Raw genomic sequence first — 25,641 nt, forward strand, 5'->3', positions numbered from 1 at the left:
AAATAATTCGGCAGTTAGGCTAGACTCTTTCCAGCAAAGCCAGACTATGGTCATTCCCGCCAAGATGGTTGTACAGTAAAATATTTTTTACCCCTTCTTTTTTCACTTCATTAATCCTCATGACTTCCGGGATTTCCTGTTTTTTCAGGATCCGGCACGCCATGAAAGTCGAAAAACCGCTGGCAGTATTGAATTCTCCGCTTAAATGCTTGTAATACAGCAATACGGAATCCGTAAACCGGTCCATGGCTTTTGTATAATAAACATCAGATTCTGCATCGCCGCTGAAACCTAAGATGACGGCATCAACTTCATTGAAAGTCAGGTTGTTTTCAGCTAAAAAATCTTCAATAAACGATTGGGTTTCTTCCAGATCCAGGCGGTTGGTGATTTTAATGTCCTTCAGGCGTGCATAAGAGCTGTCTTTTTTCTCTTTGCTTAAAACAAAGAAGCTGGCACCTTCTCCCCAGACAACGCCATTTGTGGTGGAACTCAGGTAATCCACAGGCAGGTCTTCCTGCTTTTTGATGGTTTTGTTCAATTCATAAAGCCCCATGGTTCTCTCGGTCTGTTCATCCGTGGAACCTACCAGAACATGTTCTGCTTCACCGTCGGTGACCTGAAGCTTGGCATCCAGCATCGAAAATTCAAGGGAGGAAGAGGAATTGACGTAAGTGAAATTATAGGCATGACATTGCAGGCCTAAGGCAATCTGCCCGGCTACCGTATTGTGGGTCGACTGGATAAAATAAGTGGGCGTAAGAAACTCTTCGTTATTGTCCAGTACATTCTTGAGAAACTTTTCAGAATCCTGTGAACAGCCCATTCCGGTTCCTACGATAATGGCATCCGGATTTTCAACTCCGGCTTCTTTCAAAGCATATGAAGAGGCTACGGAACTCATTTTTACGGTCTTGGACATCCGTCGGATCATCGCCGGAGGAATGAATTCTTTATACACCGGTTCAATGGCTTTCAGCACCTGCCCCGCACCGGCAGGCTGAAGATTCTCAAAGAAATTTTCATTTAAAGTGTCCTGTACAGAAATGCAGGCGGCACTGTTGATGTAAACGGCAGTCATGATTTCGAGAAAATTAAGGTTGAACAATTTCCTCCGAAGCCGAAAGAATTGGAAAGGACGTGGTTAATGCTTTTTTCCTTAAGCTCCGTTACCGGCGTCAGATCAAATTCAGCCATTTGGGTTTTAAAATTAAGATTCGGAAAAATAATATTGTTTTGAAGGGCCAATAATGAATACACCGCTTCAATTCCTGCCGCTGCGGCCAGCGTATGGCCGGTAAATGCTTTGGTAGAACTGAATTCAGGAACTTTTCCCTCTCCGAAAATCCGGATCATCGCAATACCTTCCGATAGATCGTTATTCGGGGTGGCGGTACCGTGAACGTTAATGTAGTCGATTTTTTCTTTGGCCAGGCCGGAAACTTTCAGTGCTTTTTGCATGGCCAGGTAAGCGCCCTGTCCGTTTTCCGAAGAGGCGGTCTGATGGTGCGCATCGTTGGCATTCCCGTAGCCTGAAAGATAGCCCAAGATCTTTTTGTTTTCTTTTTTTACGATTTCCTCCGATTCCAGGACGATGAAGGCAGCGGCTTCGCCGAGGTTCAGCCCTTTGCGGTCATTATCGAAAGGGGTATTGTAAGAATCCGTGAGGATCATCAGGGTATTGAATCCGTTCAGGGTAAATTTGGAAAGCGCATCGGTTCCGCCTACAATAACGCGGTCCAGCACTCCGTTTTTAATGAGCCTGGCACCCATCATGATGGCATTGGCTGCAGACGAGCAGGCGGTGCTGATGGTGGAAACCATGCCTTTTAATCCCAGATAATCGGCAATCAGCAGGGAGGAGTTACCCGCATCATGGGAGTCAATATATTTTTGCTTATCGGGGAATTCTTCGTAGGTGTAGAAATAGTTTTCAGTGACATCCATTCCGCCAACGCTGGTTGAGGAAATCAGCCCTGTTTTATATTCATTGATATCCGAAATTCCGGCGCTTTCGATAGCCTCTTTTGCCGCGACCATGCCCAATAAAGCGGTTCGGGTCGCATTTTTTGCATCTTTCAGCTCCAGTTTTTCAATTAGTAATTCATTAGACAGTTTGATTTCACCGATTTTGATATGTCCTGCATGGCGCGTTTCAAACAATTGGATGTCTGAGATCCCATGTTTTCCGGATTGTAACGAATTCAGGTTTTCTTCCACGTTGTTTCCGATGGAAGAAATGATGCCCATTCCCGTGATGGCAATTTTTTGACCCATTTTTTTTATAATGTAACAATGTACCAGTCTAGCAGTTTACCAATATTGTGACACTGTCAGATCGATACATTGTTAGATTGAATTATTTTGTTCTGTTTTCTTCGATGAATTTTGCCATGGTTTCGATAGAAGAGAAAATTTCCTTTCCTTTTTTAGGATCGGATAATTTGATTCCGTATTCTTTGTCCATGAGAACGATCAGTTCAAGAGCGTCGATCGAATCCAATCCTAGACCTCCGCCGAATAACGGGTCCGTATCTTTGATTTCTTCTACCGCAACATCTTCTAAATTAAGAACTTCGATGATTTTGTGTTTTAATTCTTCTCTTAAGTTTTCCATATTTTTTAAAATTTACCAACGTATCAATCTACCAGTTTACCAATAGGATAGTACCGAATATGATTGTTACATTGTTATACTGTTATATTGTTACATTACGCAGTCAGCAAATATACAAAAGCTTTATAACTTTCCTGATATAGTTCGGTCCAGCCGCACAATACTTTATCAGCCTTTCCCGACTGCAGAAGCTGTCGGGCATAGTCATTTAAAAATTCTTCGTCGAATTCATCCAGTACAAAAAAAGCATTTTCGGTCTGCATTTTGTGCCGGATGCTGATTTCACCCACGCAGATATTAGGCAAAGTATATACAAAGACGGCAGGGCTCGGAAAATAATTTTCCTGTGAATTGATGCTCTCCTGATATTTAAAATCGGTATCCAGGCTTGATGACCGGTTGGATAACACCACAGCAGTGCGGCGGTGATCTTCATCTTTCAGAATCATTTCAGAGGCCAGGAAAGCCAGTTTGCTCAGGTTATCCATTTTATGGAATTTAGGATAACCAAGGTCCATGCTTTTATAGGCATCTTTGGCAAAATCTGAAAAATTTCCGGCAGGGGATTCAAAAACAGTTTTGTTGTTCAGGATAATTTTTGAATTTTCGATAAGGCAGATTTCTGTTTTCTTCATGAATACGTTTAAAAAAAGGATTAAGATTTGTACTCCGGGTTTTGACGGGTATTGAAAACAGACAGAACAATTACTCTGTCATCCACCATATCGAAAATGATAATATAGGGAAACTTACGAAGATAAGCTTCTCTATATTTATTTTTTTTGATTTGGAAATGCCTGGGATTATCTTTTATCTGAAGAAAATATTTTTCAACCTGCAACAGGAATTTTTCACCGAGGCCCGTTTGTATACTTTCGTAATTAATGTAATTCTCAAGAATTTCAAGACCGGCTTCTTCCTGTACTATCAATTTATAAATCATTTTAAAGAAGCTTTTGCCTTTGTTTTTACTTCCTCCCAGGTAAATGATTTTGATTCTCCACTGATGTACTTTTCTTTTCTCTTATCAAGCTCTTCATAAAACCATTCAGGGACAGACGGCTGATCCTCTTCCTGCTCTTCAGCATCAATAATCCCATTGAAAATCCGCAGCATCCTGTCGTCTGCCGTATCAATGAATTCGTGAATTCTTTTTCTGATTTCTAAAGTAGATTCCATTTTTTAAACTTAGTCTATAAAAATACAAAATTATTATTTACATTTTCTCCAGAACAACAGCCGCATTACACCCTCCGAATCCGGAAGCGGTTTTCAGAATATACCTGATGTCTGCAGCCTGATTTTCTTTAATGATATTCAGAGATTGGGAGATTCCCGGTTCCTTATAATTTTTAGACGCAATCAAGGTGCTTTTCAATGCGCTTTCCATGGAAATAATGCTTTCCAGCAAACCTGCTGCTCCCAGGCTGTGACCGTAATAGGCTTTCAGGCTGTTCAGGGGGGCATCCTGTAGTTCCATCCGGTTGAAAGCAATGGCTTCCATTTCGTCATTATAAAGAGTCGCCGTGCCGTGGGCAGAGATAAAATCGATGTTCTCTGCCGTAACCTGAGCCTCGGCCATTGCATTGCGGATGCTGGCGAATAAACCGTCTCCCGTTCTGGAAGGTCCGGAAATATGATTGGCGTCGTTAATGGCTGAGTCTCCGATTATTTTAAAACTAAACTTCTCGTTCTTCTCCGGTTCTGAAGTGATGAAAACAGCAGCGGCTCCTTCACCCAGGTTGATGCCATCCCTGCTTTTGTCATACGGTTTGCAGATTTCCGTACCGATGGCCTGAAATGATTTGAATCCCGAAATTACAAATTCCGAAATTTCGTCTCCGGCCACCACAAAGGCGTCTCTGTATTTTCCGGACTGGATCAGGTTTTTCGCCACGGCCATTGCCATCACTCCGGAAACGCAGGCATTGGAAACCACAACAGGTTTGGCTTTTAATCCGAAAAAATCAGCGATCTTTTGAGCTAATGCCGAAAGATAAGCTCCCTGCGGTAAAGCCTGTTGGTTTTTCAGCAAAGTAACGTTCCCTTTCGTTGTGGATAAAATGAAAGCTGTATTCTCTGAAACCGGATGCTTTTCGATCAAAGGTTTAAGGCATAAAATAAACATTTTTTCGAGCCTTGTGAAATCCCTGTCTCTCTGATCTCCGCAGAAATTTTTGTCGAATTCTTCATTCAGCATTTCGGTATCGATCATCGAAGCATAAAAAGCAGGCTGGTTTTCAATGATCTGATGTAAGCGTACGCCGGATTTTCCTTCCAGAAGGGCATTCCAGTTGGAGGAAACATCAAAGCCTAAGGGAGTAATGCATTGATAACCGGTGATGTAAACTGCCTTCATAATAATCCCATTTTATCTTTCCACGCCTGAAAAAATTCAGGATTATACAGGCATAAATTGTTATCGGCATCCAGGAACACCTGAATGGTTTCTCCGGAACAGACCAATTGATCCTTCTGGTTAAAAAGTTCGTACCGGTAAATCAGTTTGGCCGAAACCGAATTTACAAAAGTCGTAACGATCCTGAAGGTTTCGCCGTATTTTAAAGGTAAAAAATGTTCGCAGGTGCTTTTTACGATGGGTGTCACAAATCCCGCCTGCTGGATATCAAGATAGGTAAGGCCGTGCTGCCTTCCGAAAGCTTCCCTTCCGTCTTCAAAATAGACGATATAATGACCGTGCCATACGATTCCCAGCGGATCGGTTTCGTTGAACCGTACCCGTACTTCTTCGGTACACGTTAATGAATGTTCTTTAGACTGCATTTTGTTTCGTTTTACCACAAGGTTCACAAAGTTATATACAATGTTCACAATGGTTATTCTAAATTTTATATCGTCCCGTTGATTAATCTTTTAACACCATTTTTAAATAAAACTGAGTTAAAATTAATCAATAAGCCCAATTTCCAATTGCTTAATTTTAAATATGTTAAAACTTGAGCAATATGAATTTCATTTAATGATTCTACGGATTTTATTTCAATAACAACTTTCCTTTCAATCAATTAGTCAATCCTATAGCCAATGTCAAGTTTTATATCATCATAAATTAATGGCATTGGTTTCTGTTTTTCTATTAGTAATCCGGATGTCTGTAACTCATAGTACAAACATTCTTCGTATGCGCTTTCTAAAAGTCCAGCTCCAAGTTGGCGATGAACTTTTAATCATGCATTAAAGATAACTTTTGAAATCTCATTTTCATTCATATCATTTTGTGTTTTATAATTATTTCTACCACAAAAATAATAATAGGCTCCACAAAGGACGCAAGATAAATGCTTGAGCTCTTAGTGGTTAATCTTAAACTGCATTTTGTTTTCTCTCGTAAAATAATGAGATTCCCACCATGGCTACATAGAATAAAAATAAAAAAATGATTTCTTTGGCAATACCGGCGATCCCGCTGTTTCTCAAAATAATGTCGTAATAGGCATTCAGTCCCCAGTTCATCGGGGAGAATCCGGCAATGGTCTGCATAAATTCAGGCATCAGGAATACGGGAACCCAGATGCCTCCGATTGCCGCGAGGACCACTACGGAAGTCGCTCCGAATGGGGCCGACTGTTCCTGGGTGTCGGCAACGGTTCCCAGCAATACGCCGAAGCCGATGGCGGCCAGGCCTGCAAAAATAGTCACCACGATCATCTGGAACATTTTTCCGGTCACATCAAACTGCGGCAAATCCATATACGGGAAGAGGTAAATCCCAACGGCTACCATCAGTAAAAACTGGATGACGCAGATGATGAGGTAAGTAAATGTTTTTCCTAAAATATGAATGAAATAAGGGGTCGGACTGATCCTTGCCCTCACACTGGTGCCCTGGCTTTTTTCCTTAACCAGATTAATCGATAACGGGACAACGATGAAGAAGATCGCAAAAAGGGCCCATGCCGGAACATTGTGCTGAACGGAATTCGGCAAAACATCCGTTTTTCCTTTTTTGGGCGTAATCTCTTTAAACCCGATCAGGCTTTTGTTTTTGGAGAGGTCTTCCGTTGTTCCCAGCTGATCCTGGAAGGCTTTATAGATTTTTTTATTTTCGATTTCGAAAACCATCTTGTTGATGGAATTCATCACATTATTTTTAAATCCGATATTGGTGGCCGGATCAAAATACAGATGGATTTCCTTCGATTTCGGAATTTCTTTCTTTACTTTGGCAGAATCCGTTTCGAGACCGAATGAGCTTACAATCGCCTGCACTTTGGAATCGATATTGGAATTGATGTCTTTCGTCAAATGTTCAGGAATTACGATGGCCATCTGGTAATCTCCTGAAAAAACCGCTTTCTGTGCCGCTGATTCATTGAAATTGGTCAGCAGTTCAAAGCTTTTGCTGCGCTCAAGCTCCTGTTTGATGCTTTTCGAAACCTCAGACTGATCGTTATCCACGAAAACAATCGGGATTTTAGAGCCTTCCAGGTTTTTAAACGTGGAATCCTGGATCAGGGTAATCGTAATGATCAGCAGCAAAGGCATCACGAAAATGATGACAATCCCCCCGATGTCTCTTTTCAGCAGAAGAACTTCTTTAATAAAGCTTCTCCACAATTTATACAACAACATCTCTTAATTCTTTTCCGGTTAATGAAATAAAAACATCTTCTAAATTTTGTGCATGGGTCACCTTGCCGATAAGTTCCTGCGGGGTTCCTGAAGCATGAATTTTTCCATGGTCGATAATGGCAATCCGCGTACAGAACTCTTCCGCTTCGGAAAGGTGGTGGGAAGTATAAATAATGCAGGTCCCCTTTTTATTCAGGTCCAGGAGATGATCGATGATGGCTTTTTTAGACTGGACGTCGACTCCAACGGTCGGCTCATCCAGAAACAGTACCTTCGGATTGTGAAGGGTTCCTGCAATCAGGTTGCATCTCCGCTTCATCCCTCCTGAAAACTGGTCTACCTTTTTATCGGCGAATTTCGACAGTCCCATGATTTCCAGGGATTCCTCGATGGATGTTTTTAATTTTTTATGGCTTAAACCGTAAAGGCTTCCGAAGAACATCAGGTTTTCCCTGGCCGTCAGAGTAGGATACAATGCATATTCCTGCGGAACGATTCCCATGATCTGTCTGAGTCTGAAACCGTGCCTGTGGTGAGACAGTCCGTCGATTTTAAACTGTCCCGAAGTGGGTTTTATCAGTCCTGACAGCATGGAAATCAGCGTTGTTTTTCCGGCACCGTTGGGACCGAGGATTCCGTAGATCTCATTTTTATCGATGGTTAAAGAAATATCATTAACGGAAAAATCTTCCGCATTTTTGTATTTCTTGTACAGGTTTTTAATTTCTATAAAATACTCCACGTCAGATCGCTTTTTTCAGTTTTTTGTAAAAAGCTTCTTCCAGATCGGCAATGTGAAGCATGGTTTTCGAAAGCTGGTTGTAGATATCGCTTTTGGAATTCCTGTTTTTATAAACCCGGGCGATATCTACGGCAAAATCTCTCCAGAGGTCACCGATCATGGTGATCTCTTTGGATAACTCTTGGAGCTGATCGTTTTTAAGGATAACGGCTGCTTCCTGCAGGAATGCTCCGTAGATAAACCTGAATCCGCCGCCGCCGGTACCGATTTCTTCCTGCATCCGGATCAGCTGGCCCAAATAATGGTTCGTGGTTTTCGTTCCCTTTTTCGCCGCCCATTTCGGGATGCTTTTCGCGACCCATCTCATAGCTTTTACGCCGATAATCGGAACGGGGGCCAGCATATTTTTGCAGGTATCGCTGATGCCTTTCTTAATCGCTTCTTCCAGGTTAACGCGTTCCGGAATATAAGTAGGGTAGTACATGTGGCCTTTCGGTGGAAGGGCGCCTTTGGCATATCGCACCTTTTCCAGTTCCGCTTCGGTAAGGGTAGTGGTGTAATCCATCACCGGATCACTGATGAGGAATTTTCCGTCTTCTTTGCCATAGACCACCAGGTTGTGGGCATTGAAATGGAATTTATATTCTTCAGGGAAATAGGTTAAGTTGAAAACCCCTACCTGCAATCCTGTCGGGATGTTGTTTTCCAGGTTTTTTTCAAGTGCTTTGCGGGCTTCTTCCGGATTGGAAAACTTCAGCCTTTTGATTTTAATTCCCAGCCTTTTGGCCGCTTTGCTGAAAATAGCGCCGGGCATCGGACGGTAGCTGAATCCGGGTGCAAAATTTACTTTTAAGAAAGGAAGATACACAAAAAATAACCCGGAGCCGATTCCGAAGATCATGGGTTCGCTGAGTTTCAACCCTTTGTTTAATAATAAATTGGAGGCAACACCGTTCTCGCAATGCGCAGTCTGATGGTGTTCGAAATTAAGTTTCATTCTTAGCTTGGTTTTACGGAACCCGGAAAGTTCCTTTTATTTTCCGTTGAAATTTTTCAGTTCGTCTACTGAAATCCCGAAAGCATCGGCATATTTTTTCAGTACAGAGTCGCTTAGTGTTTTAAATATTCTGGGTTTGCCGTGTCTTTTTACGCGCCACTGCCACATGCCTACATAGGCGGCCAGCACCTGAAGGTCCATTTTATTCAGTTCCATAAAATAAACAATGGGGCTTGCCGTTTGGTTGGCTACGTTTTGCCGGGCTTCCTCAATTCTTTCGTTGATTAAAGCCAAAGATTCATCCAGAGCCGCTTTTTTGGCCTCCCAGCCGATGCTGTTAGCCGTCGTGTAATTGTTGTTTTCATCCGTTACATACAGGACCTCGGTCATGTTTGCGGATTTTAAATTGCTTTCGTCCTGTGGAAGATCTTGCTTTTTCACTCAAAAATTGCGTTAGATTATGGTTTAAATCAATTCGCTAAGATAATAAAAATGCAGAACATAGTACCATCCCGATTTCAGGGCACAAGAATTAAAAGCATAAAAAAAGTGAGACCTTAGAGCCTCACTTATCCGTTATCGTTGTACGGGCCTGCCAACGCAGGCGCAGTAAGCGGAATACATAACGACTGCAAAAAACGGCGCCGTTGCAACGAATCCGATTCCGCAGAGGATAATCCCGATCCAGGAAAGAAGCATGCCTGTAAATCCTGTAGCCAGCAGGGTTCCGTAATTTTCCTTTCCGAGGTTCACCGATTTTTTCAGGGCTTCCATAGCCGATGCATTCTGAAAAAGAAGGACCGGTAGCCCAGCATCAGGAAAGGATAGACAAAGAAAAACGGGATGACACAGAAAAACAGAGCCAGCCCGGAGATGATTCCTGAAATAAGGGTGAAAATAATAATGTTGATAAAATTCTGCCGGTAGCCGGTAAACAGATCGGAAAACCGAGCGGGTTCCCTTCTTCTGTATTTATCGGCAATATAAAGCAGTCCTGCGTATAACGGTGATGCCAGCAATCCGAAAAGTCCTGATAAAGAAAGGTACGTTGAAAACCCGGGGAGGGTAAAGTAATTGAAATTATAATAATCCATCCCATTATTTTTTATTTCGTCCAGCATTTCTACAGAATCGAAACCGATTAGTCTCTGGATCAGGTAAGATCCGGCAATATAAATAAGCATGGCAATAATGCCATACAGGGCTACGCCTTTATACATCGAAAGGGAATGATTGATAATGGAAGAAGTTTTCTTTTCGGGGACAAAATCTGTTTTGTCGAAATTAGTAATCTGAGCCGTATATTTGTTTTTGTGGTTGTGTGTTTTCACGGTACATCAAATAAAGTGCTGCCGTTCCTCCGTGTGGTATCGGTGAGGTAACTAAAGTCCGTAAAAAAAGCCGCTTCGTAAAAAGCGGCTTTCTGTATTTAATTTTTATGGCGTTACTTCCTGAATAAAAAGGTTGATTTCCGATCGGATCAGCAGCTCGTCTTCCAGAAAAGTTTCGCAGAAAATCTGGCAGATGTTTTCAAACTGTGAAATCAGCGAGGCTTTGGAAATAATCGTGCTTCCCACTTTCGGCAGAGAGAAGATTTCTATTTTTTTGATGTTGGTGATAAAACCGATTACTTTGGTATCGGCTTTAGGGTTTTCAAAAAAGCTCTGTCCTAAAATGGAAGAACAGGTCTGGGCCGAATTCTCGATCAGTCCGGCTTCCACGAACAGCCCTTGATCCACAAAAATATTATCTTCTTTTATTTCAAAGGAAGTAATTACCTTTTCTTTGGTAAGTTCCAGGATATAATCCGTCATCAGCATCGGCTTGCGGTGCGGCAGGAAATTGTGGATGTTGATGATGTTTTCTTCCTTTGTTTCCATAATTTTACATAATAACTGTTTTCATCTGGGACCTTGCGATCACCTTATCATTAATTGTTGTTACCACGTCCACCAGCGTTACACCCATCATTTCATTGATAATGGATATTTCGGATTTCAGCCGGTCGCCGGTTTTCGGCAATGCGAAAGCTTCAAATGTTTTGATAGCCCCGATGTATCCCGTGGGAGCTTCCTTGCCAAGCAGGTAAAATTTATAGCCGGTATGCAGGGCGACACTCTGTGCCTGGTGCTCTACCAGGCCTGAAGCCTGAAAAATTCCGTCCACGACAAAAAGGTTTTCTTCCCTGATTTCGAAACCGGATACCAGATGGGATTCAGAATATTCGGCAATGCTGCTTACCATAACGAAAGGGAAGCGCTGAGGGATTAAGCTTTCAACGAATTGCGGATCGGAGGTAGGCAGTCTGTTTTCCATTAGCAAACCGTTAACAGGGCACAGGAATAAGAGAATCTTCCGCTTTCCGGTACACAAAGCAATACTTTTTCCCCCTTTTTCAATCGTCCGGAGTTCATCAGCTGTTCAAGGGCGATGAAAATAGATCCTGCCCCGATGTTGCCGACTTCAGAAAGGTTATAGAACCATTTTTCCCAGGGGAAATCCAGGCCTACATTGGCAAATTCTTCTTTCAGGCCTTCTTTGAAGTAGCCGGAAGAAACATGGGCCAGTACATGGTCTACGGTATCTGGATCCAGGTTGTGCTTGTCGAAAGAGGTCCTTAAGCTTTCCGCCCCTTTTACCAGAATATATTTATCTAAAATCTTAGTATCCTGCTTTAATGCGAAGATCGATTGTTTCAGCCATTCGTCGGAAGGATAGTCTGCCCAGGATTTCAGGCTTCCGTCTTCCTGCTTTTCGGTTCCTGCATACATGCAGGCTTCGATTTCATGGGCATAAGAATAGAAATCAATAAATTCTACTTTCAGAGACACCTCATCTTCTCTCGGCTGCCCCTCCAGAAGGAAAGCGCCGGCACCGTCCGAAAGCATCCATCTTAAGAATTCTCTTTTGAATGCGATGATCGGTCTTTCTTCCAGTAGAGCCAGGTTTTCTGCCTCATGATTGAATTTATCGGCTGTCATCCACGCAGACATTCGCTCCGAACCTACACAGACTGCATTTTTATGAACGCCTGCCTTTACGGAAAGAAAACCGTAGTTCAGGGCATTCATTCCGGAGTTGCAGAGGCCGGATGCCGTGTTGATGGCTAAAGATTTGTTCATGTCAAGTTCCCCGTGAATCATGGAAGCATGGGAAGGCTGGATCTGGTCGGGAGAAGAAGTTCCTACTGAAAGCAGCTCCATATCCTCTTTCCTGAATTTATCATCAAAAAGGCCCTTTACCGCATTTGCTGCAATCTGCGCATTGGTATGGGTAGGATTTCCTTCTTTGTCCAAAGCATAATATCTTGTTGTGATCTTGTTGTTTCTCAGGATAATTGCCTTAGCTTTGGAAGGAGCGCCGTTTATATAACCGAGATACGTTTCCATTTCATCATTAGAAACCGGTTCATTAGGTAGATAGGTAAATGCTTTTGTTATAAATACGTCGTTCATTCTATTTTAAATTAATTCCTTGTAAATATTCTCTTTGTTTTTTTCTTTTGAACCAGAAGATGGGGGTCGTCAGCAAATGCAAAACCAACACAACAGGTGAAATAATCCATATTGCAGCCATCAAATATACCTTAAAGAATTTAATGAGCAATGGTCGTTTTTCTTTTTTCCTGATGATAAGGTTCGACCAGACGGTGAAAATTTTGTTTCCCACTTTTTCCACCCGTACCAGGAATGCCCGGATTTCCACGGCCCCGTTTTTCACCAGGTCGGGCTGCAGGGTTTCCATGGTGTTTTCCGAAAAATGTTTTTCGATAATGGTTCCGTATTTTCCGGCACCTTTGATTTCCTGATCCGATACGCCGGCTGCCGGGAGTATTCCCGACTTTTCTTTCTTTCCGGTGGTCATCCAGCGGAGAATCGTGAGGACGCTGGTGTAATTATCGTGACGGTCTACCAGGGCAATGTTCCCGACCAGTTTAGCATCCAGCTTCTTCAGATAAACTTTCAGCTTTTCCTGGGAAAGCATCCACATATTCCTTGTGCCTGAAATAGTGACTACCGGAGTGTTTTTCAGGAGGCCTTCGGCATATCCGCTTTTAAGGAACGAAATTACCGGGATGGAGGGGGTTAGATACCATACCTGATATCCGAAAAGCACCAGGTCGTATTTTTTATTCAGCACTTCTTCCGGCGGGGGAAGGATTTCGCTGGGGATCTGAAGATAAGACTCCGGAAACGTATTGAAAAATACATCACTGCTCCACGGAAAAGGGAAGTCCTTCTTCAGTTGTATATGGTAATAGGTTACTTCATATTCTTCGTTCTTATCTTCAAACGGACGGGCGACGTTTTTCATGATATCCTCCAGCTGTCCCGACTGAGTGTAATAAATAACGAGTATATTTTTCTTCATAATTCTATTTTTCAGGTTACAAAAATATGCTTTTCCTGTTTATTATTGAGATCTAAAGACCTGTAATGTCTCAGAACCAAACTTTAGGCTGTAATTTGCGGTGCTAAATGTATTGTTTTTTCCATTCATACAGATAATTGTTTCCGGAAGCTCCGGCAGGGTGCTGAGGTCAAAGTCCTTATCGGAAATCAAAAGGACGTCAATTTTTTTATTGATGTCTTCGATGCTTTTCAGGTAATGGATCTTTCTTCTTTTTACCAGATAGGTCTGTTCTGCAATTCTCCTTTTTTCTTCATCCTCTATCAAGCTGAAAATTCTACGGCCGGCCTGTTGTAGGGCCAGCAGGATATCTTTCTGTCCGAAATCATCTGCCAGGTGTAAAATGTTGGCATCTTTCGGGATGTGTTTGTTCAACTCATAATAAACGGATTTGTTCCGGTTAAAATCCTGTTTTACGGCCTGTACTACCTCATTGTCTTTGTACAAATAGGCTAAAAATAATTTTTTCCTAAAATAGTTTTCATCTTCCAGCTCATTTCTTAACTCAGCAAACCGTTCCCTGAAAAAAGCATTGATCTTCTTCGTTCTTTCGGAGTAACTTTTCCCGAAGCTTTCATCTTCCTTACGAATCCGGTCACCCACCTTTACGGTAATAGCCCCGTCGTAGATAATGAAATCTCCTTTCGGCTGCACTTCGGAATTCCCGTGGATATATACCGGAACGATATCCAGCCCCAATTGTTCTGCGAGATAGAAGGCGCCTTTATGAAACCTTTTGATATCATTGGTATAAGAGCGTTCCGCTTCAGGAAATACCACCAGTGAATAGCCCTGGCCAACTTTCTCCTTCAGCTGTTGTATCCCGTTTTCGATACCCTGGGAAACCGGATAAAAGCCCAATGCCCTCACGATTTTTCCGAAAACAGGGGAGTTGTAAACCCAGTCGTTCACCAGGAAAATAATCTTGTGCGTGGTCATCGCCATCGTCAGGGTATCCAGGAAAGACGTGTGATTGGCAATCAGTACCGCAGGCCTGCCGAAATCCTCATCCGGATTTTTAATGAACTTCTTCTTTACAAATGGATTCGTATAAAGGACAGAAGTTAAAAAGCGGGCGATGATTAATTTGATTAAATTTAATTTCCGGCCTTTGGACCTCTTCACAAAAATGCTTCCGATAAGGGAAAAAAACAATCCGCCCAATCCGTAATAAATAAACGAAAGAACGGAATTCAGAAACAGCCTGAAGGTAATCGGGGAAAGTCCTTTTTTCGTCCGGTTCGTAATAAGCAGCCGGAACCAGAAAGGATATAAGGTAGAGGTGATGATAATTACGGAAAACATCCCGATCAGAGCGACCAGTGCCAGCGAATGCAGGGCCGGATGTTTTGCGAAAATCAGGGAACCGATAGAAAGGATGGTCGTAAAGACAGCCAGGATAATGGATGTCCTGTAGGTAGGCAGCTCATTTTTTCCGGTGGTGTGTTCCTTCTGCATGGCCTGGGTAAGGAAGATGCTGAAATCGTCACCGACTCCGAAAACGAGGGTACAGACCACCGTGCTGAAAATATTTAATTCCAATCCCAGGAAATAAAGGATTCCGGCGGTTACGACTCCCGTTAAAACAATCGGGAACATGGTAAGTACCGTCAGTTCAAAATTCCTGAAAAAGACAATGATCGTTAAGATGATTGCTAAAAGGGAATAATTGATCAGGGTATTGAAGTCTCTTTTCAACAGCCCCAGAAAGTTTTCATTCATCTGCTGCCGGTCAATAGCCAGGGCCTCATGTTTCTTTTCAATATCCTTAATGAAGGCGTTTCTTTTATCTTCATCCACCTTTACCACGTTGGAAACGGTGTAGAACCCATTTTCCTGGCTCAGGAATTCCGGGAGCTGCAAAGCTTTGACCCTTTCGTAATCTTTTAAACTGAGGGTGGTGTAATTTTTATTTAAATTTTCATTAAACTGATCGAATGCGGAGCTGTTGAACCCAAACCCGTTTCCGTTTCTCACCAGTTCCGAAACCGTCTGCTTTTTTTTATCCGGCGTCCAGAATTCCTTCCAGGCGATAATCCTTTTCTGCTGGTCCTGCTCCGAGAGGACTACGTTTCCGATGGAATTGTAGCTGAGGATCTTGCCTTCTTTTTTTTCTTTTTCCAGAAACCGGTTCAGCCCGGAATTTCTGGTCAGGGCTTCGTTTTCGGAATTCCCGTAAGAAATGGTGTAGATGGATTTTGAAGTGATATCCGATAGTTTCTGGAGCTTAGCTTCACTGATCTTCAGGTCTTTCGGAATATAATTGAGGTCGCCGATATCTTCATTGAAACCTACTTTCCTGAAACCGAAAATACAGGCAATGATGATAACGGAACAGATAATAATAAGAGGTTTATTTTTCTCGTAGGGATAAGATCCGATCCTGTCGATAAAATTGGTATTAACGTGTCCGCCTTTTTCCTTCGGCTTATAAAGCTGGGGAACAATTATCAGGGCGGTAACCGAAGAGAGAATAACGGTAAGTGCAGCAAAGAGCCCCAGGTCCTTCAGGGCTTCCGAACGTACAAAGATCAGGCACAGAAAGGAAACGGCTGTGGTGGCGCTGCTTAAAATGATCGGCTGTGTAATTTCCTTATAAAGTTCTTCGATATTATTATTATGCTTGTAATGGGTGAGAATATGCAGGGCATAATCAATGGTAATCCCGATCAGGATGGCTCCCACACTTAATGAAATGGCTGAAAGCTTATCCTTGATAAAATACAGGATCAGCAATGCCAGGAGTACCGAAAAAACCGTCGGCAGAAATACGATGATCGGGGTGAAGAAATTCCTGAAGTAATACATGAGCAGGACCAGGAGCACCGTCATGGAAATCATCACCGTATTCCGGATGTCTTTTTTGATCTGCTGTGCATTGGCCACGGCAATTACCGGTGAGCCGAAATAGCTGATTTCCGTTTTCCCTTGCAACCGGGTGTTGAGGTGATCCTTTATTTCATTAAGCTGATTGATAAAGTTTTCATTGTTTTTGGTGTCGTTGCTTTTGTTTTTTGGATCGATAAACAGGAGCAGGTTTTTGCCGTCTTTGGTAACGATGTAGTTGTCTTCCAGCCTGAAATCTTTGCTGATGTTTAAGGCATTCAGTTTTTTGATTCCTAAAAAAGTAATGCCGAGCGGATCTTTTTTGATGAATTCTTTCGTCACCAGGCTGGTGGGGGAGGCCAGGGAGACATAATTATTTTCCACCTGCCGGGCAATGCTGTCTTTTTGAATTTTCCTTTCAATTTCGCGGTAATCGCTTTCATTTAAAAATAGAGGGAGGTTCTGATTGACAAAATCAAAAGTTTCCGAAATTTCGCTGTCGTTTACTTTTCCCTGAACGGAGCCGATGTATTTATGTAAAGGTTCGATATCTTTCAAGAAAACGTCTGCCGTTTCCGAAAGCTGGAAATCTTCTTCTTTGGATCTGTTTTCGATGATAACGATGATCTTGTCTGAAAAGTTAAGCTGCTTCAGGACTTTTGCGGTAAGATCCGACTTTTCACTTTTGGGAATAATCTGGTTGATGTCTTCTTCAAAATTAATTTTTGAAGCGAAAAATCCGCACACAACGGCAATTCCGACGGCAAAAAGCACGGATAAAAACCTGTTTCTGGAGATCAGATAATATAAAAAGATAAAAAACCGATGCATGGCATTGTAAAAATCAAGTTTGCAAATTTAATTTTTTCACGATTAGTTCAAAATGTTTTAACAATAAGTTTTGCTTGAAAATCAATAAAATATTTAGTCGAAATGAAAAAAAAATCTACTTTTGCAAAAGTTCCCGACTGATGAAATACATTTTAAGACAAAATAGCTAAGTAATAAGCTTAGATTTAATATGTTTAAAATATTTGATGAAAAAATAAACGGTTTTTTATTTACAATCGTTCTTCCTTTCCTGCTGTTTTTCATATCCTATTACGGATTTGAGACTTCTTATGTGGCAGGCATCAAATCCTGGGAAAAAGTACCTGATTTCATGTTTTCATCAGTATATGCATACCGCGTTATTCCGAATTACCTGAGCGTGCATGTAACAGAGGCTCTGGCTTATGCCGTAAACAACAATTTTTCTTCTGCAAAGGCCTTTATCCTTAAACAGGGATCCTTTTTTTATCACAGTACTTTCCTGATCAACGTTTTCTTTTTCCTGCTCACCTCTTTGGTGCTGCACAAAATTTTACGGATGCGGCCCGCCGGGCTTCTTTTAAATGATAAGGTAAGGCACATGGTACACCTGATCGCCGTCTTTTTTATTGTGATCATGCAGTATGTACCGACCAACTGCGATTGTATCGCCCTGTTTTTTTATGTCCTTGGGTTATTTTTCACCCTGAAATATTCTGAAAACCGAAAACCGGCCGATCTTATCTTACTGAGCGGTATTATTTTTATTTCTACCTTGGTCAGAGAGACGGCCTGCCTGAACATTGCCTTTTTTGCAGCCGTTTTTATTCAGCCGGGGGAGCTTAAAAAGGGAAATTTTGTTTCCGTGAGAGCGTGCCTGTTGCTGGCCGTTGCTTTCGTTCTGCCTTATATGGGATTAAGATTGATCATTCAGCAGAATGCTTCTTTTGTAGAAGGAATATATGTGATTAAGAATTTTATCAGTCCCTATAACCTGGCAGGGCTCCTGTTCGGAATAATAAGCCTCTATTGTGGCTATAGCTTTTCAGGAGACGACGGAAGGGCAATCATCAGGAAATACCTGTTTTTTTCCTCACCCTACCTTATCATGATTACTTTTGTAGGGCTTTTCTGGGAAACAAGGTTGTTTATGCCATTGACTGTTACAGGATTCGTGGCAGCATCTTATCAGTTTAAAAAACATTATATCTAGGAATGCATTTATTACATCCATATTACATTATTGCCCTTGTCATCATGCTGGTTTTCAGCTATCAGGAAGTTTTCCGTGGCAAGGTCGATAAAAGAATGCTTTGGTTTCTGGGAGTATACCTGATTGTCATTGCAGGACTCCGTGACAATGTGGGGCCGGACTACGGAAGCTACAAGGGAATCTATATTTATTCGGATACCAAAGATTACATCACTTTTGTATTTACGGCGCTTCACCTGGAGCCTCCCCAACCGATGGAGGTCGAGTGGCTGTTCGTACTCATCAATAAAATTCTGCTTAATGTTTTCGATGCTCCGTTTTATATGCTGACGCTTGTTGTGGCTGCTATTGCTGTCTTTTTTAAAATAAAATACATCGATGATAATTCATTCTATCCGTTTACTGTAATGGCGATGCTCTTCATTCCGGGGTTCTTTATCGGGGAAAGCGGGCAGATCCGGCAGAACCTGGGATCTTTCATCGTATATTTTGCCATTCGGTATATTAAAGAAAGAAAATTATGGGCCTATCTGCTGTGTATTTACCTGGCCGGAGGTATCCATACGGTATGTTATCTGTTTTTACCTATGTATTGGCTGGTACGCTTCCCGATGAACAAAACGCTGATGCTGATTCTGATTATCACTTCGATATTTTTATCACCTTTTGAGGTGTACCGGTCCTTCGGCGGATTCCTGAGTAATATTTCGGCAGATAATGCCATCTCCGTAGGTTTTAATGGTTATGTAGATGAAAGTGTGGAGCGGCTGAACGGTGGATTCGGTATTCCCGAAGCATTGATGGCGATTCTTACGTTTTTCCTGTTTGCCTTTGATACCAAGATGGTGGAAAAATATCCCTATTATGAGTATCACAGGATCTATGCAGTTATCGGAATATGCTTCTTTTTCATTTTCAGGAACAACCCGATTTTCGCTTCCCGCCTTGCCGGGACGTTTGTAGGATTCGGGTATATCATTATTCCGAATACCATGTACGTGGTTTCCGAAAATACCCGGCGGATGATTTACCTCTTTATCTTTTCTTTCGTCATATTCAACTTCATCGTCTTTTCAAGTTTCAGGAATATTACGTCAGGAAGATTTACCGCTGAACAGTATAAAAACCACTTATTGCCTTAACCATTAACTTATGAATGCACCAAAGAAAGAGCGGATTCTGGTACTGGACGGTCTGAGAGGGCTGGCTATCCTGCTGGTCCTGCTTTTTCACGGGTACTATATCTGGTCCGATTATTATCCTTATAAAAAGCTTTATGGTGATAATATTCTGTTTAAATATGGAAGTCTTGGCGTTCAGCTATTTTTCTTGATCTCAGGTTTTGTGATTTTAATGTCGGTAGAGAGAACGGACCGCTACCTGAAATTCCTTAAAAACAGATGGGTCCGGCTTTTTCCGAGCATGTTGATCTGTAGCCTGATTATCTACGCAACCGCGCATTTTTTCCATGAAAGACCGTTTGGGATACCTCCGTTGAAATCGATTCTTCCCGGGATTACCTTTATCAACAACAGTGTTCTGGAAAAGGCTTTCGGTACCGATTTCCCCGTACTGGAACTGTCTTTCTGGTCGTTGTTTGTCGAGGTGAAATTTTATATTATTTTCGGGGCACTTTATTTTTTATTCAACAGGAATATTGCATTGGGCGGGATTTTTTTAATTTATCTTTCGGCACTGGCCCTGCAGCTCCTGGTCTTGGGAGGTATTCTGCATGAAACATCATGGATGAAAATTTACATCGGTTCTTTTATTCATTTCGGGTGGTTTGCAGCCGGTGCGGTGGCATATATTTATTTTTATCAAAGGGAAAAGAAATACCTGTGGATGCTTATTTTCACCATGCTCTGCGCTCTTCTGTATGTTCTTAAATTCCAGGATCCGGTTATGCTGGTGTATCTGGTTGTACTGTGCCTTATTTTTTATTCAGCACTTTTTCTGAAAAGCTTCGGAGCTGTTTTTTCAACCCGTTTTTTTAAATTTGTCGGTTTTATAAGCTATCCGCTGTATTTACTGCATGAGAATATGCTGGTTGCCCTGATTATTAAGATTCACCATACCTTTTCCCAGATTCCTTATCTGTTGCTGCCTGTTATTTCATTTATTCTTATCGGCGGGCTCGCAAGTGTGGTTGCCTATGTTCTGGAGCCTGCTTCCCAGAAAATATTAAAAAAAATTATTTAGCATTTTACCGGATCTTGTCCCCGGATTTGAAATTTCAGATCCGGTATTTAAAGCGTATGGATGATTGATTGTCCGTAATTATCAGCATGTTATTCCTTGTGGAGTGATATCCGGATGTATTTAAAGGTATTGTATTATTGATTGGTATTCACGGTGTCTATTGATTTTACGGTATTAATATTTCGTAAAATATTTTTGGTAATTCAAAATCATATTGAAAAATGATGTATTTTCGTAATGCTTGAGTTAAAAAAATAATTTCTTCATTGATAATTGAATACTTTTGATGCGCCTAATGTTCTAATGGCTTTATGTATTAATTATTTATAAAATAAATTGATTTTTTTTGACAAGGGTTTAAATGTTGTATTAACATACAGACACACACAAAGTTTAAAGAAATGGAGAAATCAATTAAAAGTGTGGCAGCAATTTTATGCTGCCTGGCAACGCATGGCATCTACGCAAAGGGAGGCGTAGGAGAAAAAAAATCCGGCTGTTTTGAAACGTCGCGAAGCATGTATTTCAAAAAAACGGATTCACTACTTAAACCTTTAATTTCAGAAAAAAAACAAATTGATGGTGGAAAAAAATCTATTGTTTCTAATGAATCGAAATTTATTACCGATGCTGCAAAAGCGGTTGTAGACTGGACCAAAGCGCCCAACAGCTATATTTTCGATCCTACCCGGAATGCTGACGGCCTTTATATTCCCGTAAGAAAGGCTTATGCAATGTGGGAACAGGATAAGCTGATCAGCGGATCGGCAATTCCCAACGGAAAACTTACCGCTGATGTTTTATGGGAAGATGTTCACGGATTGATAAGATCCGGTGCAGAATATACCCTGGAAGTCGTGGATACCGGCCAGAATGCTAAAATTAAAATTCCGGTTAACAAAGCTAAAAAAGGAAATGCCGTAGTTGTTTTCCGGGTGGATGGCCAGATTTACTGGTCGTGGCATATCTGGGTAACGGAAGATCCTTCCAACGGATCTGCCTACAAAAGCTATCCCAACGTAAAGCGGCAGCGTGCTGACGGAACCGTTGAAACCATTCCGGATTCAGACTGGGGGTGGATGGACCGTAATCTTGGCGCCGTAAGCGCGTCCATCACTGCCGACGACTGGAACAGAAACGGAGGTCTGCTTTATCAGTGGGGGAGAAAGGATCCTATTCCGCCGCTCGTGTACCGGGGAAATGATTTTTATGAGGTTTCCGGTTCCGTTGGGCGGGTCCGTCACCGGGGTGCCAAGAACTTTACCGGGGCCACCAGTTTTGATAACCTCAGAAGGTACGTTCTGCTTTCAAATGCCACCATCGCCAACAACATCCAGCTTTCCGTAAGAAATCCGTTGAGCTTGATCTACGTAAATAAAGATGACAATTCCGGACCGGCTTATTATAACAATAACGCCAATCTGATGGTCAATTGGTTTGGAAAGATGCCGGGTCTGAGTGACAGTAAATTAACTGAACTTAATTTATGGTCCGACAATGCTCAGGGAAGAATCAGCACGAATTATAATACCGATGCAGCAGCGGCCCCTTACCGCAATAAATCTGCTTATGACCCGTGTCCGAACGGATGGAGGATTCCTTCGGTTCTGGTCGCCAATCTGGCTTCCGGAGGTTATGTGGATGATATACGCGTTGATTATTCACCGTTCGGCGTACGCACGAATACCCCTAAAAATGTTTTTGAATCAAATACCTACCATATTATAAAGCCTACGGATTCTGGCGTGCCGTCTTTTATGACGAATTTTAAACTGTATCCGAACTTTGGCTTTGACCTTTCCAACGCGGGAGGACAAAACATGGGAATGTTCCCCGGAACAGGAGGGATATCTCTCCTGGCACATCAGGGACAGTACAGCGATCAGCATCAGGTGGCGCTGTGGACGGCTACGATGCCGAAGTTTTTCGATGCCACTCCTGCCATCAGTGCCAGATCCCTTTTTATGATTCCTGATCGTCAGCAGAATGATGTCCCGGATCCGAACCAACCCAACGTTAAAGGGAGGTATTGGTATTTTCCTTTGGCTACAGCGAATACTTCGAATGCCAACGCCTGCCGGTGTATCAAAGATCCGCTCTACGTGGTAAACAGCTATGATTTCCCGACAGAATATATGGTTTCTGAAACAAATTATACCGTTGGGCTGGATAATCCGAATACGTATCAGGTAGTAAAAAATACGGCTGAATTTACGGTAGAAATTCCTGTAAGCAAGGCATTTTCAGTGCAAAGCCAGCTTTTAAACAACAAAGATATCCTGAACACAGCCAGCTTTAATGATCTTAAAGCCAATGTCCTGTGGACTACCAATGCAGACCTTGTCAATAATGTGACCGTTGTTAATCCTTCCCCGGGCTCACTGGATGCCCTTGCAGCATCAAAAATCTTTGTAACGGTTAACCCCAATCAGAGCGGGAATGCAGTAGTTACCCTCCATAACGGAAGTATTTCAAACCCGGTTTACTGGTCTTGGCATCTATGGGTTACGGATACTGCCGTAGGATCTTATAATTATACCACAGAACTGCCGGTATCTTCTGTAACGAATTACGTCAACTATATTCCGAAAGGAGATAATGTCTTTCAAACTGAATTTATGGACCGTAACCTGGGCGCCACAGATGCTTTTCCCGTTGTTGCCGATCCGTTGACGCCTACTGTTGCAGAGCTTGCAAAAATAAAGGCTTCCACCGGGCTTCATTATCAATGGGGCCGGAAAGATCCGCTTCCGGTTTTCCAGTATGCAGATGACCGTGCCGCTTATTCCGTTTATTTAGGAGTGGCTACAGCAGCCGGAACATTAAGCTATACCACCCTTACCAATGCGGCTTACAACAATTTATCCGGAAGTTACATTGTGCCTTATGATACATACACCAATGCTGCAAATGCCAATGTTTCATCTTCAGATAAAGTTTCGGATAAGGTAGCAAAAGTTCTGTCGTATTCCGTACAGAATCCTCTGGTGTATATGGTTCCAAGCACCTTTGCACCGTATAACAGCACCACACCCGTTTATACAAACGGAACCGACTGGCTGGCCAACGAGCCTAACCTGGCACCCGACCGTTGGGGAAGAGGCGGTAAAAAATCGCCGTTTGATCCCTGTCCTGCAGGCTGGAGAATTCCTGATCTTACGGGGGTGGCACCGGGCGGACAGGATTTCGGATTTACGCCATGGTATAAAAAAGATAAAGTGGTAACCACTGCATACAGTGTTATCAGTGATTATTCAGGAGTACGGGTAAGAAGGAGCTCTTCTGCAAGCTATACCATCGGTTATACCTTCAGTAATTCTTCATACCCTATCGGGAATTACCCGAATTCTGGATCCCGGGGGTCAAGAAGTGTAACGACCAATCAGTCGGCAGCGGGCACTTACAACCTCATCAACTATCAGTACCCGGCAATCTGGACGGCTGCGCTTAATTCAAATTACATCGGAAGACCGATCAATGTTCTATTTGATGCTGCGGCTTCAGCCAACCGGATGATTGCATTCCACGACAACAATGACCCGTATTTCGGGATGAACTGCCGTTGTGTGAAAATTAAGTATGATGCCGACGGTAATGAGGAAGGGGTAATCCCAAGACTTCAGATTACCGCTCTGCCGGCGACTGCACCGGTAGCACGTTTAAAGCCGGAGGATATCCAGGTTATTAAAAAGGATAAGATTTCTTTTTTTCCGAATCCGGTAAAAAGTGAACTGTATATCCAGACGCCTGACAATCGCGAAGGGTATTATTATCAGGTATATAATATGTCCGGACAGCTGGTGAAATCAGGAAAATTTGAAAACAAAAAGACAGACCTTTCCGGTTTAACCGCCGGAGCCTATCTTTTAAGAATTAATGATTCGAAAGAAATTGTAAAAATTATCAAAGAATAGGTAAAAAATCAAAAGATCTCTGAAGAGAAATAAAACAGCATTAAGTTAAATTCATTATTTTTGAATCTTAAAAATGATGACCAAGACAAAAGCTGTTTTGTTTCTCTTTTTTTTTGTTCCAATTTTCAAAACACATTATGAGACTAAATAACGTTCTGCAGTATTTTAACATTAAAATTCTTATTTATTTTTTAATTGCAGTAACGGCTGTTTATACGCTTGCTTTCACTTATTACTACAATTTTAAAGATGACGGATATATCCTTGCCGACTGGCTGATCAATTACCAGGACGGCGGGTTCAAACGGCGCGGCTTATCCGGAAGCTTTTTCTTTCTCGCGCAGGATCTTACCGGGCTCCGGCTGAATTATCTGGTATACAGTGTCCAGTTTGCCGTTATTTCCGGTTTTTTCTGGCTTTACAGCCGGCTGATCCGATATAAGATAACGGATCTTCTTTACCTGTCTCTTCTTTTATCAGCCATTGGTTTTGTCGGATTACTTAACACCGTAACCTATGTAGGTAAAAAAGAATTTATCGTCTTTCTGCTTTTTACCGGGTTTGCGTATCTTTTAGATCAGGATAAGCTTTCAGAGAAAAAGGAATATCTTTTTTGTCTGGCGCTTTTTATTACCACTTTTCTTCATGAAGTCGTTTTGTTTTATATCCCGTATTTCGCGATCGCGCTGTATCTGAAAACCGGTGTACTGGAATACAAGAGGTATATTAAATATTTTATTGCAGTAGGTATTCCTACCGCTCTGATCCTGTTATTCGGAAAAAATGTGAATGAAGGGATGTCGCTGCAGATCCTGGCAAAACGGGGCGTTCATCCGGTTTACGGAATTTTTTACTGGAATATCAATGAACGGGATTATATAAGGCAACATAGCCGCGAATATATCCTCTATTTGATCAGTCTGGCGATTAGTATCCTCCATATAGCTTATTATTTAAAATTTCTAAATAACAGAAAGGTTTTATCTATAATGTTGGCCGGTGCCTTTTTATTTTCCCTGCCGCTGTTTTATCTGGCTATCGACTGGGGCCGCTGGATGTACATCCACATGATGCTCATGATCGTGCTATTCGCCCTTCCAATAAGGAACGGGCAGTCGGTTCTTAGCTTTGCAAAAATCACGGTAAACCGGAAATTCTATATTGCTTCACTCATCATTATTTTCTCTTTGTTGTACAGAGTGGAAATGTCGGGAAAGGGCTTTACTTTCGAGGGAATTCTCTACAGGGTCTTTGTTGCCCCGGTAGAATTGCTAAATAAAATGTGATTCGAAAAAGCTATCTGATAAAAAAACTTTA

The 25,641-nt window shown here is 42.0% G+C and carries 24 protein-coding genes and 1 pseudogene; 5 read left to right on the forward strand and 20 right to left on the reverse strand.

Annotated features, from left to right (window positions below):
* Nucleotides 1-19: 19 nt before the first annotated feature.
* The 20 genes and pseudogenes from CHA01nite_RS08145 to CHA01nite_RS08240 all read right to left on the reverse strand — a co-directional run bounded on the left by CHA01nite_RS08145 (nucleotide 20) and on the right by CHA01nite_RS08240 (nucleotide 17,016).
* Nucleotides 20-1,081 carry a beta-ketoacyl synthase N-terminal-like domain-containing protein gene (locus tag CHA01nite_RS08145; protein ID WP_146940817.1) on the reverse strand — a complete coding sequence of 354 codons (1,062 nt, stop codon included), beginning with the start codon at nucleotides 1,079-1,081 and terminating at the stop codon, nucleotides 20-22.
* Nucleotides 1,078-2,277 carry a beta-ketoacyl-[acyl-carrier-protein] synthase family protein gene (locus tag CHA01nite_RS08150; protein ID WP_146940818.1) on the reverse strand — a complete coding sequence of 400 codons (1,200 nt, stop codon included), beginning with the start codon at nucleotides 2,275-2,277 and terminating at the stop codon, nucleotides 1,078-1,080. The genes CHA01nite_RS08145 and CHA01nite_RS08150 overlap by 4 nt, the downstream gene beginning before the upstream one ends.
* Nucleotides 2,278-2,359: 82 nt before the next feature.
* Nucleotides 2,360-2,617 (reverse strand): phosphopantetheine-binding protein, encoded by a 258-nt coding sequence (locus CHA01nite_RS08155; RefSeq protein WP_146940819.1) that lies wholly within the window; start codon nucleotides 2,615-2,617, stop codon nucleotides 2,360-2,362.
* 95 nt (nucleotides 2,618-2,712) lie between these two features.
* Nucleotides 2,713-3,252 (reverse strand): beta-ketoacyl-[acyl-carrier-protein] synthase family protein, encoded by a 540-nt coding sequence (locus CHA01nite_RS08160; protein WP_146940820.1) that lies wholly within the window; start codon nucleotides 3,250-3,252, stop codon nucleotides 2,713-2,715.
* A 20-nt stretch (nucleotides 3,253-3,272) separates the two neighbouring features.
* Nucleotides 3,273-3,560 carry a type II toxin-antitoxin system RelE/ParE family toxin gene (locus CHA01nite_RS08165; protein ID WP_146940821.1) on the reverse strand — a complete coding sequence of 96 codons (288 nt, stop codon included), beginning with the start codon at nucleotides 3,558-3,560 and terminating at the stop codon, nucleotides 3,273-3,275.
* Nucleotides 3,557-3,796 (reverse strand): addiction module protein, encoded by a 240-nt coding sequence (locus CHA01nite_RS08170; protein ID WP_146940822.1) that lies wholly within the window; start codon nucleotides 3,794-3,796, stop codon nucleotides 3,557-3,559. Before CHA01nite_RS08170 ends, CHA01nite_RS08165 begins: the two co-directional genes overlap by 4 nt.
* Before the next feature lie 37 nt (nucleotides 3,797-3,833).
* Entirely contained in the window at nucleotides 3,834-4,976 is a 1,143-nt protein-coding gene (locus CHA01nite_RS08175) for a beta-ketoacyl synthase N-terminal-like domain-containing protein (RefSeq protein WP_307725984.1), read from the reverse strand.
* Complete coding sequence (locus CHA01nite_RS08180; RefSeq protein WP_146940824.1) at nucleotides 4,973-5,401, reverse strand: acyl-CoA thioesterase; 429 nt, start codon at nucleotides 5,399-5,401, stop codon at nucleotides 4,973-4,975. Before CHA01nite_RS08180 ends, CHA01nite_RS08175 begins: the two co-directional genes overlap by 4 nt.
* Before the next feature lie 65 nt (nucleotides 5,402-5,466).
* A pseudogene (locus CHA01nite_RS08185) lies at nucleotides 5,467-5,790 on the reverse strand (GxxExxY protein); the annotation flags it as partial.
* 151 nt (nucleotides 5,791-5,941) lie between these two features.
* Nucleotides 5,942-7,210, reverse strand: coding sequence for an ABC transporter permease (locus CHA01nite_RS08190; RefSeq protein WP_146940825.1), 1,269 nt, complete (start codon nucleotides 7,208-7,210; stop codon nucleotides 5,942-5,944).
* Nucleotides 7,197-7,952 carry an ABC transporter ATP-binding protein gene (locus tag CHA01nite_RS08195; protein ID WP_146940826.1) on the reverse strand — a complete coding sequence of 252 codons (756 nt, stop codon included), beginning with the start codon at nucleotides 7,950-7,952 and terminating at the stop codon, nucleotides 7,197-7,199. Before CHA01nite_RS08195 ends, CHA01nite_RS08190 begins: the two co-directional genes overlap by 14 nt.
* A 1-nt stretch (nucleotide 7,953) precedes the next feature.
* Complete coding sequence (gene darH / locus CHA01nite_RS08200) at nucleotides 7,954-8,949, reverse strand: BtrH-related acyltransferase DarH (RefSeq protein WP_146940827.1); 996 nt, start codon at nucleotides 8,947-8,949, stop codon at nucleotides 7,954-7,956.
* 36 nt (nucleotides 8,950-8,985) lie between these two features.
* Nucleotides 8,986-9,390: a flexirubin biosynthesis protein DarG gene (gene DarG / locus CHA01nite_RS08205; RefSeq protein WP_146940828.1), complete on the reverse strand. Its 405-nt coding sequence runs from the start codon at nucleotides 9,388-9,390 to the stop codon at nucleotides 8,986-8,988.
* A 135-nt stretch (nucleotides 9,391-9,525) separates the two neighbouring features.
* Complete coding sequence (locus CHA01nite_RS08210; protein WP_146940829.1) at nucleotides 9,526-9,723, reverse strand: hypothetical protein; 198 nt, start codon at nucleotides 9,721-9,723, stop codon at nucleotides 9,526-9,528.
* On the reverse strand, nucleotides 9,711-10,280 hold the full coding sequence (locus CHA01nite_RS08215) for a hypothetical protein (protein WP_146940830.1): 570 nt from the start codon (nucleotides 10,278-10,280) through the stop codon (nucleotides 9,711-9,713). The genes CHA01nite_RS08210 and CHA01nite_RS08215 overlap by 13 nt, the downstream gene beginning before the upstream one ends.
* Before the next feature lie 105 nt (nucleotides 10,281-10,385).
* Nucleotides 10,386-10,829: a hotdog family protein gene (locus tag CHA01nite_RS08220; protein WP_146940831.1), complete on the reverse strand. Its 444-nt coding sequence runs from the start codon at nucleotides 10,827-10,829 to the stop codon at nucleotides 10,386-10,388.
* Between the two features lie 4 nt (nucleotides 10,830-10,833).
* The gene (locus CHA01nite_RS08225) at nucleotides 10,834-11,265 is read right to left on the reverse strand and encodes a hotdog family protein (protein WP_146940832.1); all 432 of its coding nucleotides are present in this window, start codon (nucleotides 11,263-11,265) and stop codon (nucleotides 10,834-10,836) included.
* Nucleotides 11,265-12,404 carry a dialkylresorcinol biosynthesis protein DarB gene (gene darB, locus CHA01nite_RS08230; protein WP_146940833.1) on the reverse strand — a complete coding sequence of 380 codons (1,140 nt, stop codon included), beginning with the start codon at nucleotides 12,402-12,404 and terminating at the stop codon, nucleotides 11,265-11,267. The genes CHA01nite_RS08225 and darB overlap by 1 nt, the downstream gene beginning before the upstream one ends.
* Before the next feature lies 1 nt (nucleotide 12,405).
* The gene (locus CHA01nite_RS08235) at nucleotides 12,406-13,320 is read right to left on the reverse strand and encodes a dialkylrecorsinol condensing enzyme DarA (RefSeq protein ID WP_146940834.1); all 915 of its coding nucleotides are present in this window, start codon (nucleotides 13,318-13,320) and stop codon (nucleotides 12,406-12,408) included.
* Nucleotides 13,321-13,362: 42 nt separating this feature from the next.
* Complete coding sequence (locus tag CHA01nite_RS08240; protein WP_146940835.1) at nucleotides 13,363-17,016, reverse strand: MMPL family transporter; 3,654 nt, start codon at nucleotides 17,014-17,016, stop codon at nucleotides 13,363-13,365.
* Nucleotides 17,017-17,206: 190 nt separating this feature from the next.
* On the opposite strand from CHA01nite_RS08240, the gene CHA01nite_RS08245 reads away from it, so the two are divergent.
* The 5 genes from CHA01nite_RS08245 to CHA01nite_RS08265 all read left to right on the forward strand — a co-directional run bounded on the left by CHA01nite_RS08245 (nucleotide 17,207) and on the right by CHA01nite_RS08265 (nucleotide 25,610).
* Nucleotides 17,207-18,208 (forward strand): hypothetical protein, encoded by a 1,002-nt coding sequence (locus tag CHA01nite_RS08245; protein ID WP_146940836.1) that lies wholly within the window; start codon nucleotides 17,207-17,209, stop codon nucleotides 18,206-18,208.
* 2 nt (nucleotides 18,209-18,210) lie between these two features.
* Nucleotides 18,211-19,350 carry an EpsG family protein gene (locus tag CHA01nite_RS08250; RefSeq protein ID WP_146940837.1) on the forward strand — a complete coding sequence of 380 codons (1,140 nt, stop codon included), beginning with the start codon at nucleotides 18,211-18,213 and terminating at the stop codon, nucleotides 19,348-19,350.
* A 10-nt stretch (nucleotides 19,351-19,360) separates the two neighbouring features.
* Nucleotides 19,361-20,410 carry an acyltransferase family protein gene (locus tag CHA01nite_RS08255; protein WP_146940838.1) on the forward strand — a complete coding sequence of 350 codons (1,050 nt, stop codon included), beginning with the start codon at nucleotides 19,361-19,363 and terminating at the stop codon, nucleotides 20,408-20,410.
* Nucleotides 20,411-20,811: 401 nt separating this feature from the next.
* Complete coding sequence (locus tag CHA01nite_RS08260; RefSeq protein WP_146940839.1) at nucleotides 20,812-24,324, forward strand: T9SS type A sorting domain-containing protein; 3,513 nt, start codon at nucleotides 20,812-20,814, stop codon at nucleotides 24,322-24,324.
* Nucleotides 24,325-24,461: 137 nt separating this feature from the next.
* Entirely contained in the window at nucleotides 24,462-25,610 is a 1,149-nt protein-coding gene (locus tag CHA01nite_RS08265; protein WP_146940840.1) for a hypothetical protein, read from the forward strand.
* Nucleotides 25,611-25,641 lie beyond the last annotated feature (31 nt).

The organism is Chryseobacterium hagamense, assembly GCF_007991455.1.
GTDB lineage: Bacteria > Bacteroidota > Bacteroidia > Flavobacteriales > Weeksellaceae > Chryseobacterium > Chryseobacterium hagamense.

Bases quoted from the DNA above. Each gene is read 5' to 3' on its own strand.
- CHA01nite_RS08145 (WP_146940817.1), bottom strand. From the start codon at position 1,081: ATGACTGCCGTTTACATCAACAGTGCCGCCTGCATTTCTGTACAGGAC.
- CHA01nite_RS08150 (WP_146940818.1), bottom strand. From the start codon at position 2,277: ATGGGTCAAAAAATTGCCATCACGGGAATGGGCATCATTTCTTCCATC.
- CHA01nite_RS08155 (WP_146940819.1), bottom strand. From the start codon at position 2,617: ATGGAAAACTTAAGAGAAGAATTAAAACACAAAATCATCGAAGTTCTT.
- CHA01nite_RS08160 (WP_146940820.1), bottom strand. From the start codon at position 3,252: ATGAAGAAAACAGAAATCTGCCTTATCGAAAATTCAAAAATTATCCTG.
- CHA01nite_RS08165 (WP_146940821.1), bottom strand. From the start codon at position 3,560: ATGATTTATAAATTGATAGTACAGGAAGAAGCCGGTCTTGAAATTCTT.
- CHA01nite_RS08170 (WP_146940822.1), bottom strand. From the start codon at position 3,796: ATGGAATCTACTTTAGAAATCAGAAAAAGAATTCACGAATTCATTGAT.
- CHA01nite_RS08175 (WP_307725984.1), bottom strand. From the start codon at position 4,976: ATGAAGGCAGTTTACATCACCGGTTATCAATGCATTACTCCCTTAGGC.
- CHA01nite_RS08180 (WP_146940824.1), bottom strand. From the start codon at position 5,401: ATGCAGTCTAAAGAACATTCATTAACGTGTACCGAAGAAGTACGGGTA.
- CHA01nite_RS08190 (WP_146940825.1), bottom strand. From the start codon at position 7,210: ATGTTGTTGTATAAATTGTGGAGAAGCTTTATTAAAGAAGTTCTTCTG.
- darH (WP_146940827.1), bottom strand. From the start codon at position 8,949: ATGAAACTTAATTTCGAACACCATCAGACTGCGCATTGCGAGAACGGT.
- CHA01nite_RS08210 (WP_146940829.1), bottom strand. From the start codon at position 9,723: ATGGAAGCCCTGAAAAAATCGGTGAACCTCGGAAAGGAAAATTACGGA.
- CHA01nite_RS08220 (WP_146940831.1), bottom strand. From the start codon at position 10,829: ATGGAAACAAAGGAAGAAAACATCATCAACATCCACAATTTCCTGCCG.
- CHA01nite_RS08225 (WP_146940832.1), bottom strand. From the start codon at position 11,265: ATGGAAAACAGACTGCCTACCTCCGATCCGCAATTCGTTGAAAGCTTA.
- darB (WP_146940833.1), bottom strand. From the start codon at position 12,404: ATGAACGACGTATTTATAACAAAAGCATTTACCTATCTACCTAATGAA.
- CHA01nite_RS08235 (WP_146940834.1), bottom strand. From the start codon at position 13,320: ATGAAGAAAAATATACTCGTTATTTATTACACTCAGTCGGGACAGCTG.
- CHA01nite_RS08240 (WP_146940835.1), bottom strand. From the start codon at position 17,016: ATGCATCGGTTTTTTATCTTTTTATATTATCTGATCTCCAGAAACAGG.
- CHA01nite_RS08245 (WP_146940836.1), top strand. From the start codon at position 17,207: ATGTTTAAAATATTTGATGAAAAAATAAACGGTTTTTTATTTACAATC.
- CHA01nite_RS08250 (WP_146940837.1), top strand. From the start codon at position 18,211: ATGCATTTATTACATCCATATTACATTATTGCCCTTGTCATCATGCTG.
- CHA01nite_RS08255 (WP_146940838.1), top strand. From the start codon at position 19,361: ATGAATGCACCAAAGAAAGAGCGGATTCTGGTACTGGACGGTCTGAGA.
- CHA01nite_RS08260 (WP_146940839.1), top strand. From the start codon at position 20,812: ATGGAGAAATCAATTAAAAGTGTGGCAGCAATTTTATGCTGCCTGGCA.
- CHA01nite_RS08265 (WP_146940840.1), top strand. From the start codon at position 24,462: ATGAGACTAAATAACGTTCTGCAGTATTTTAACATTAAAATTCTTATT.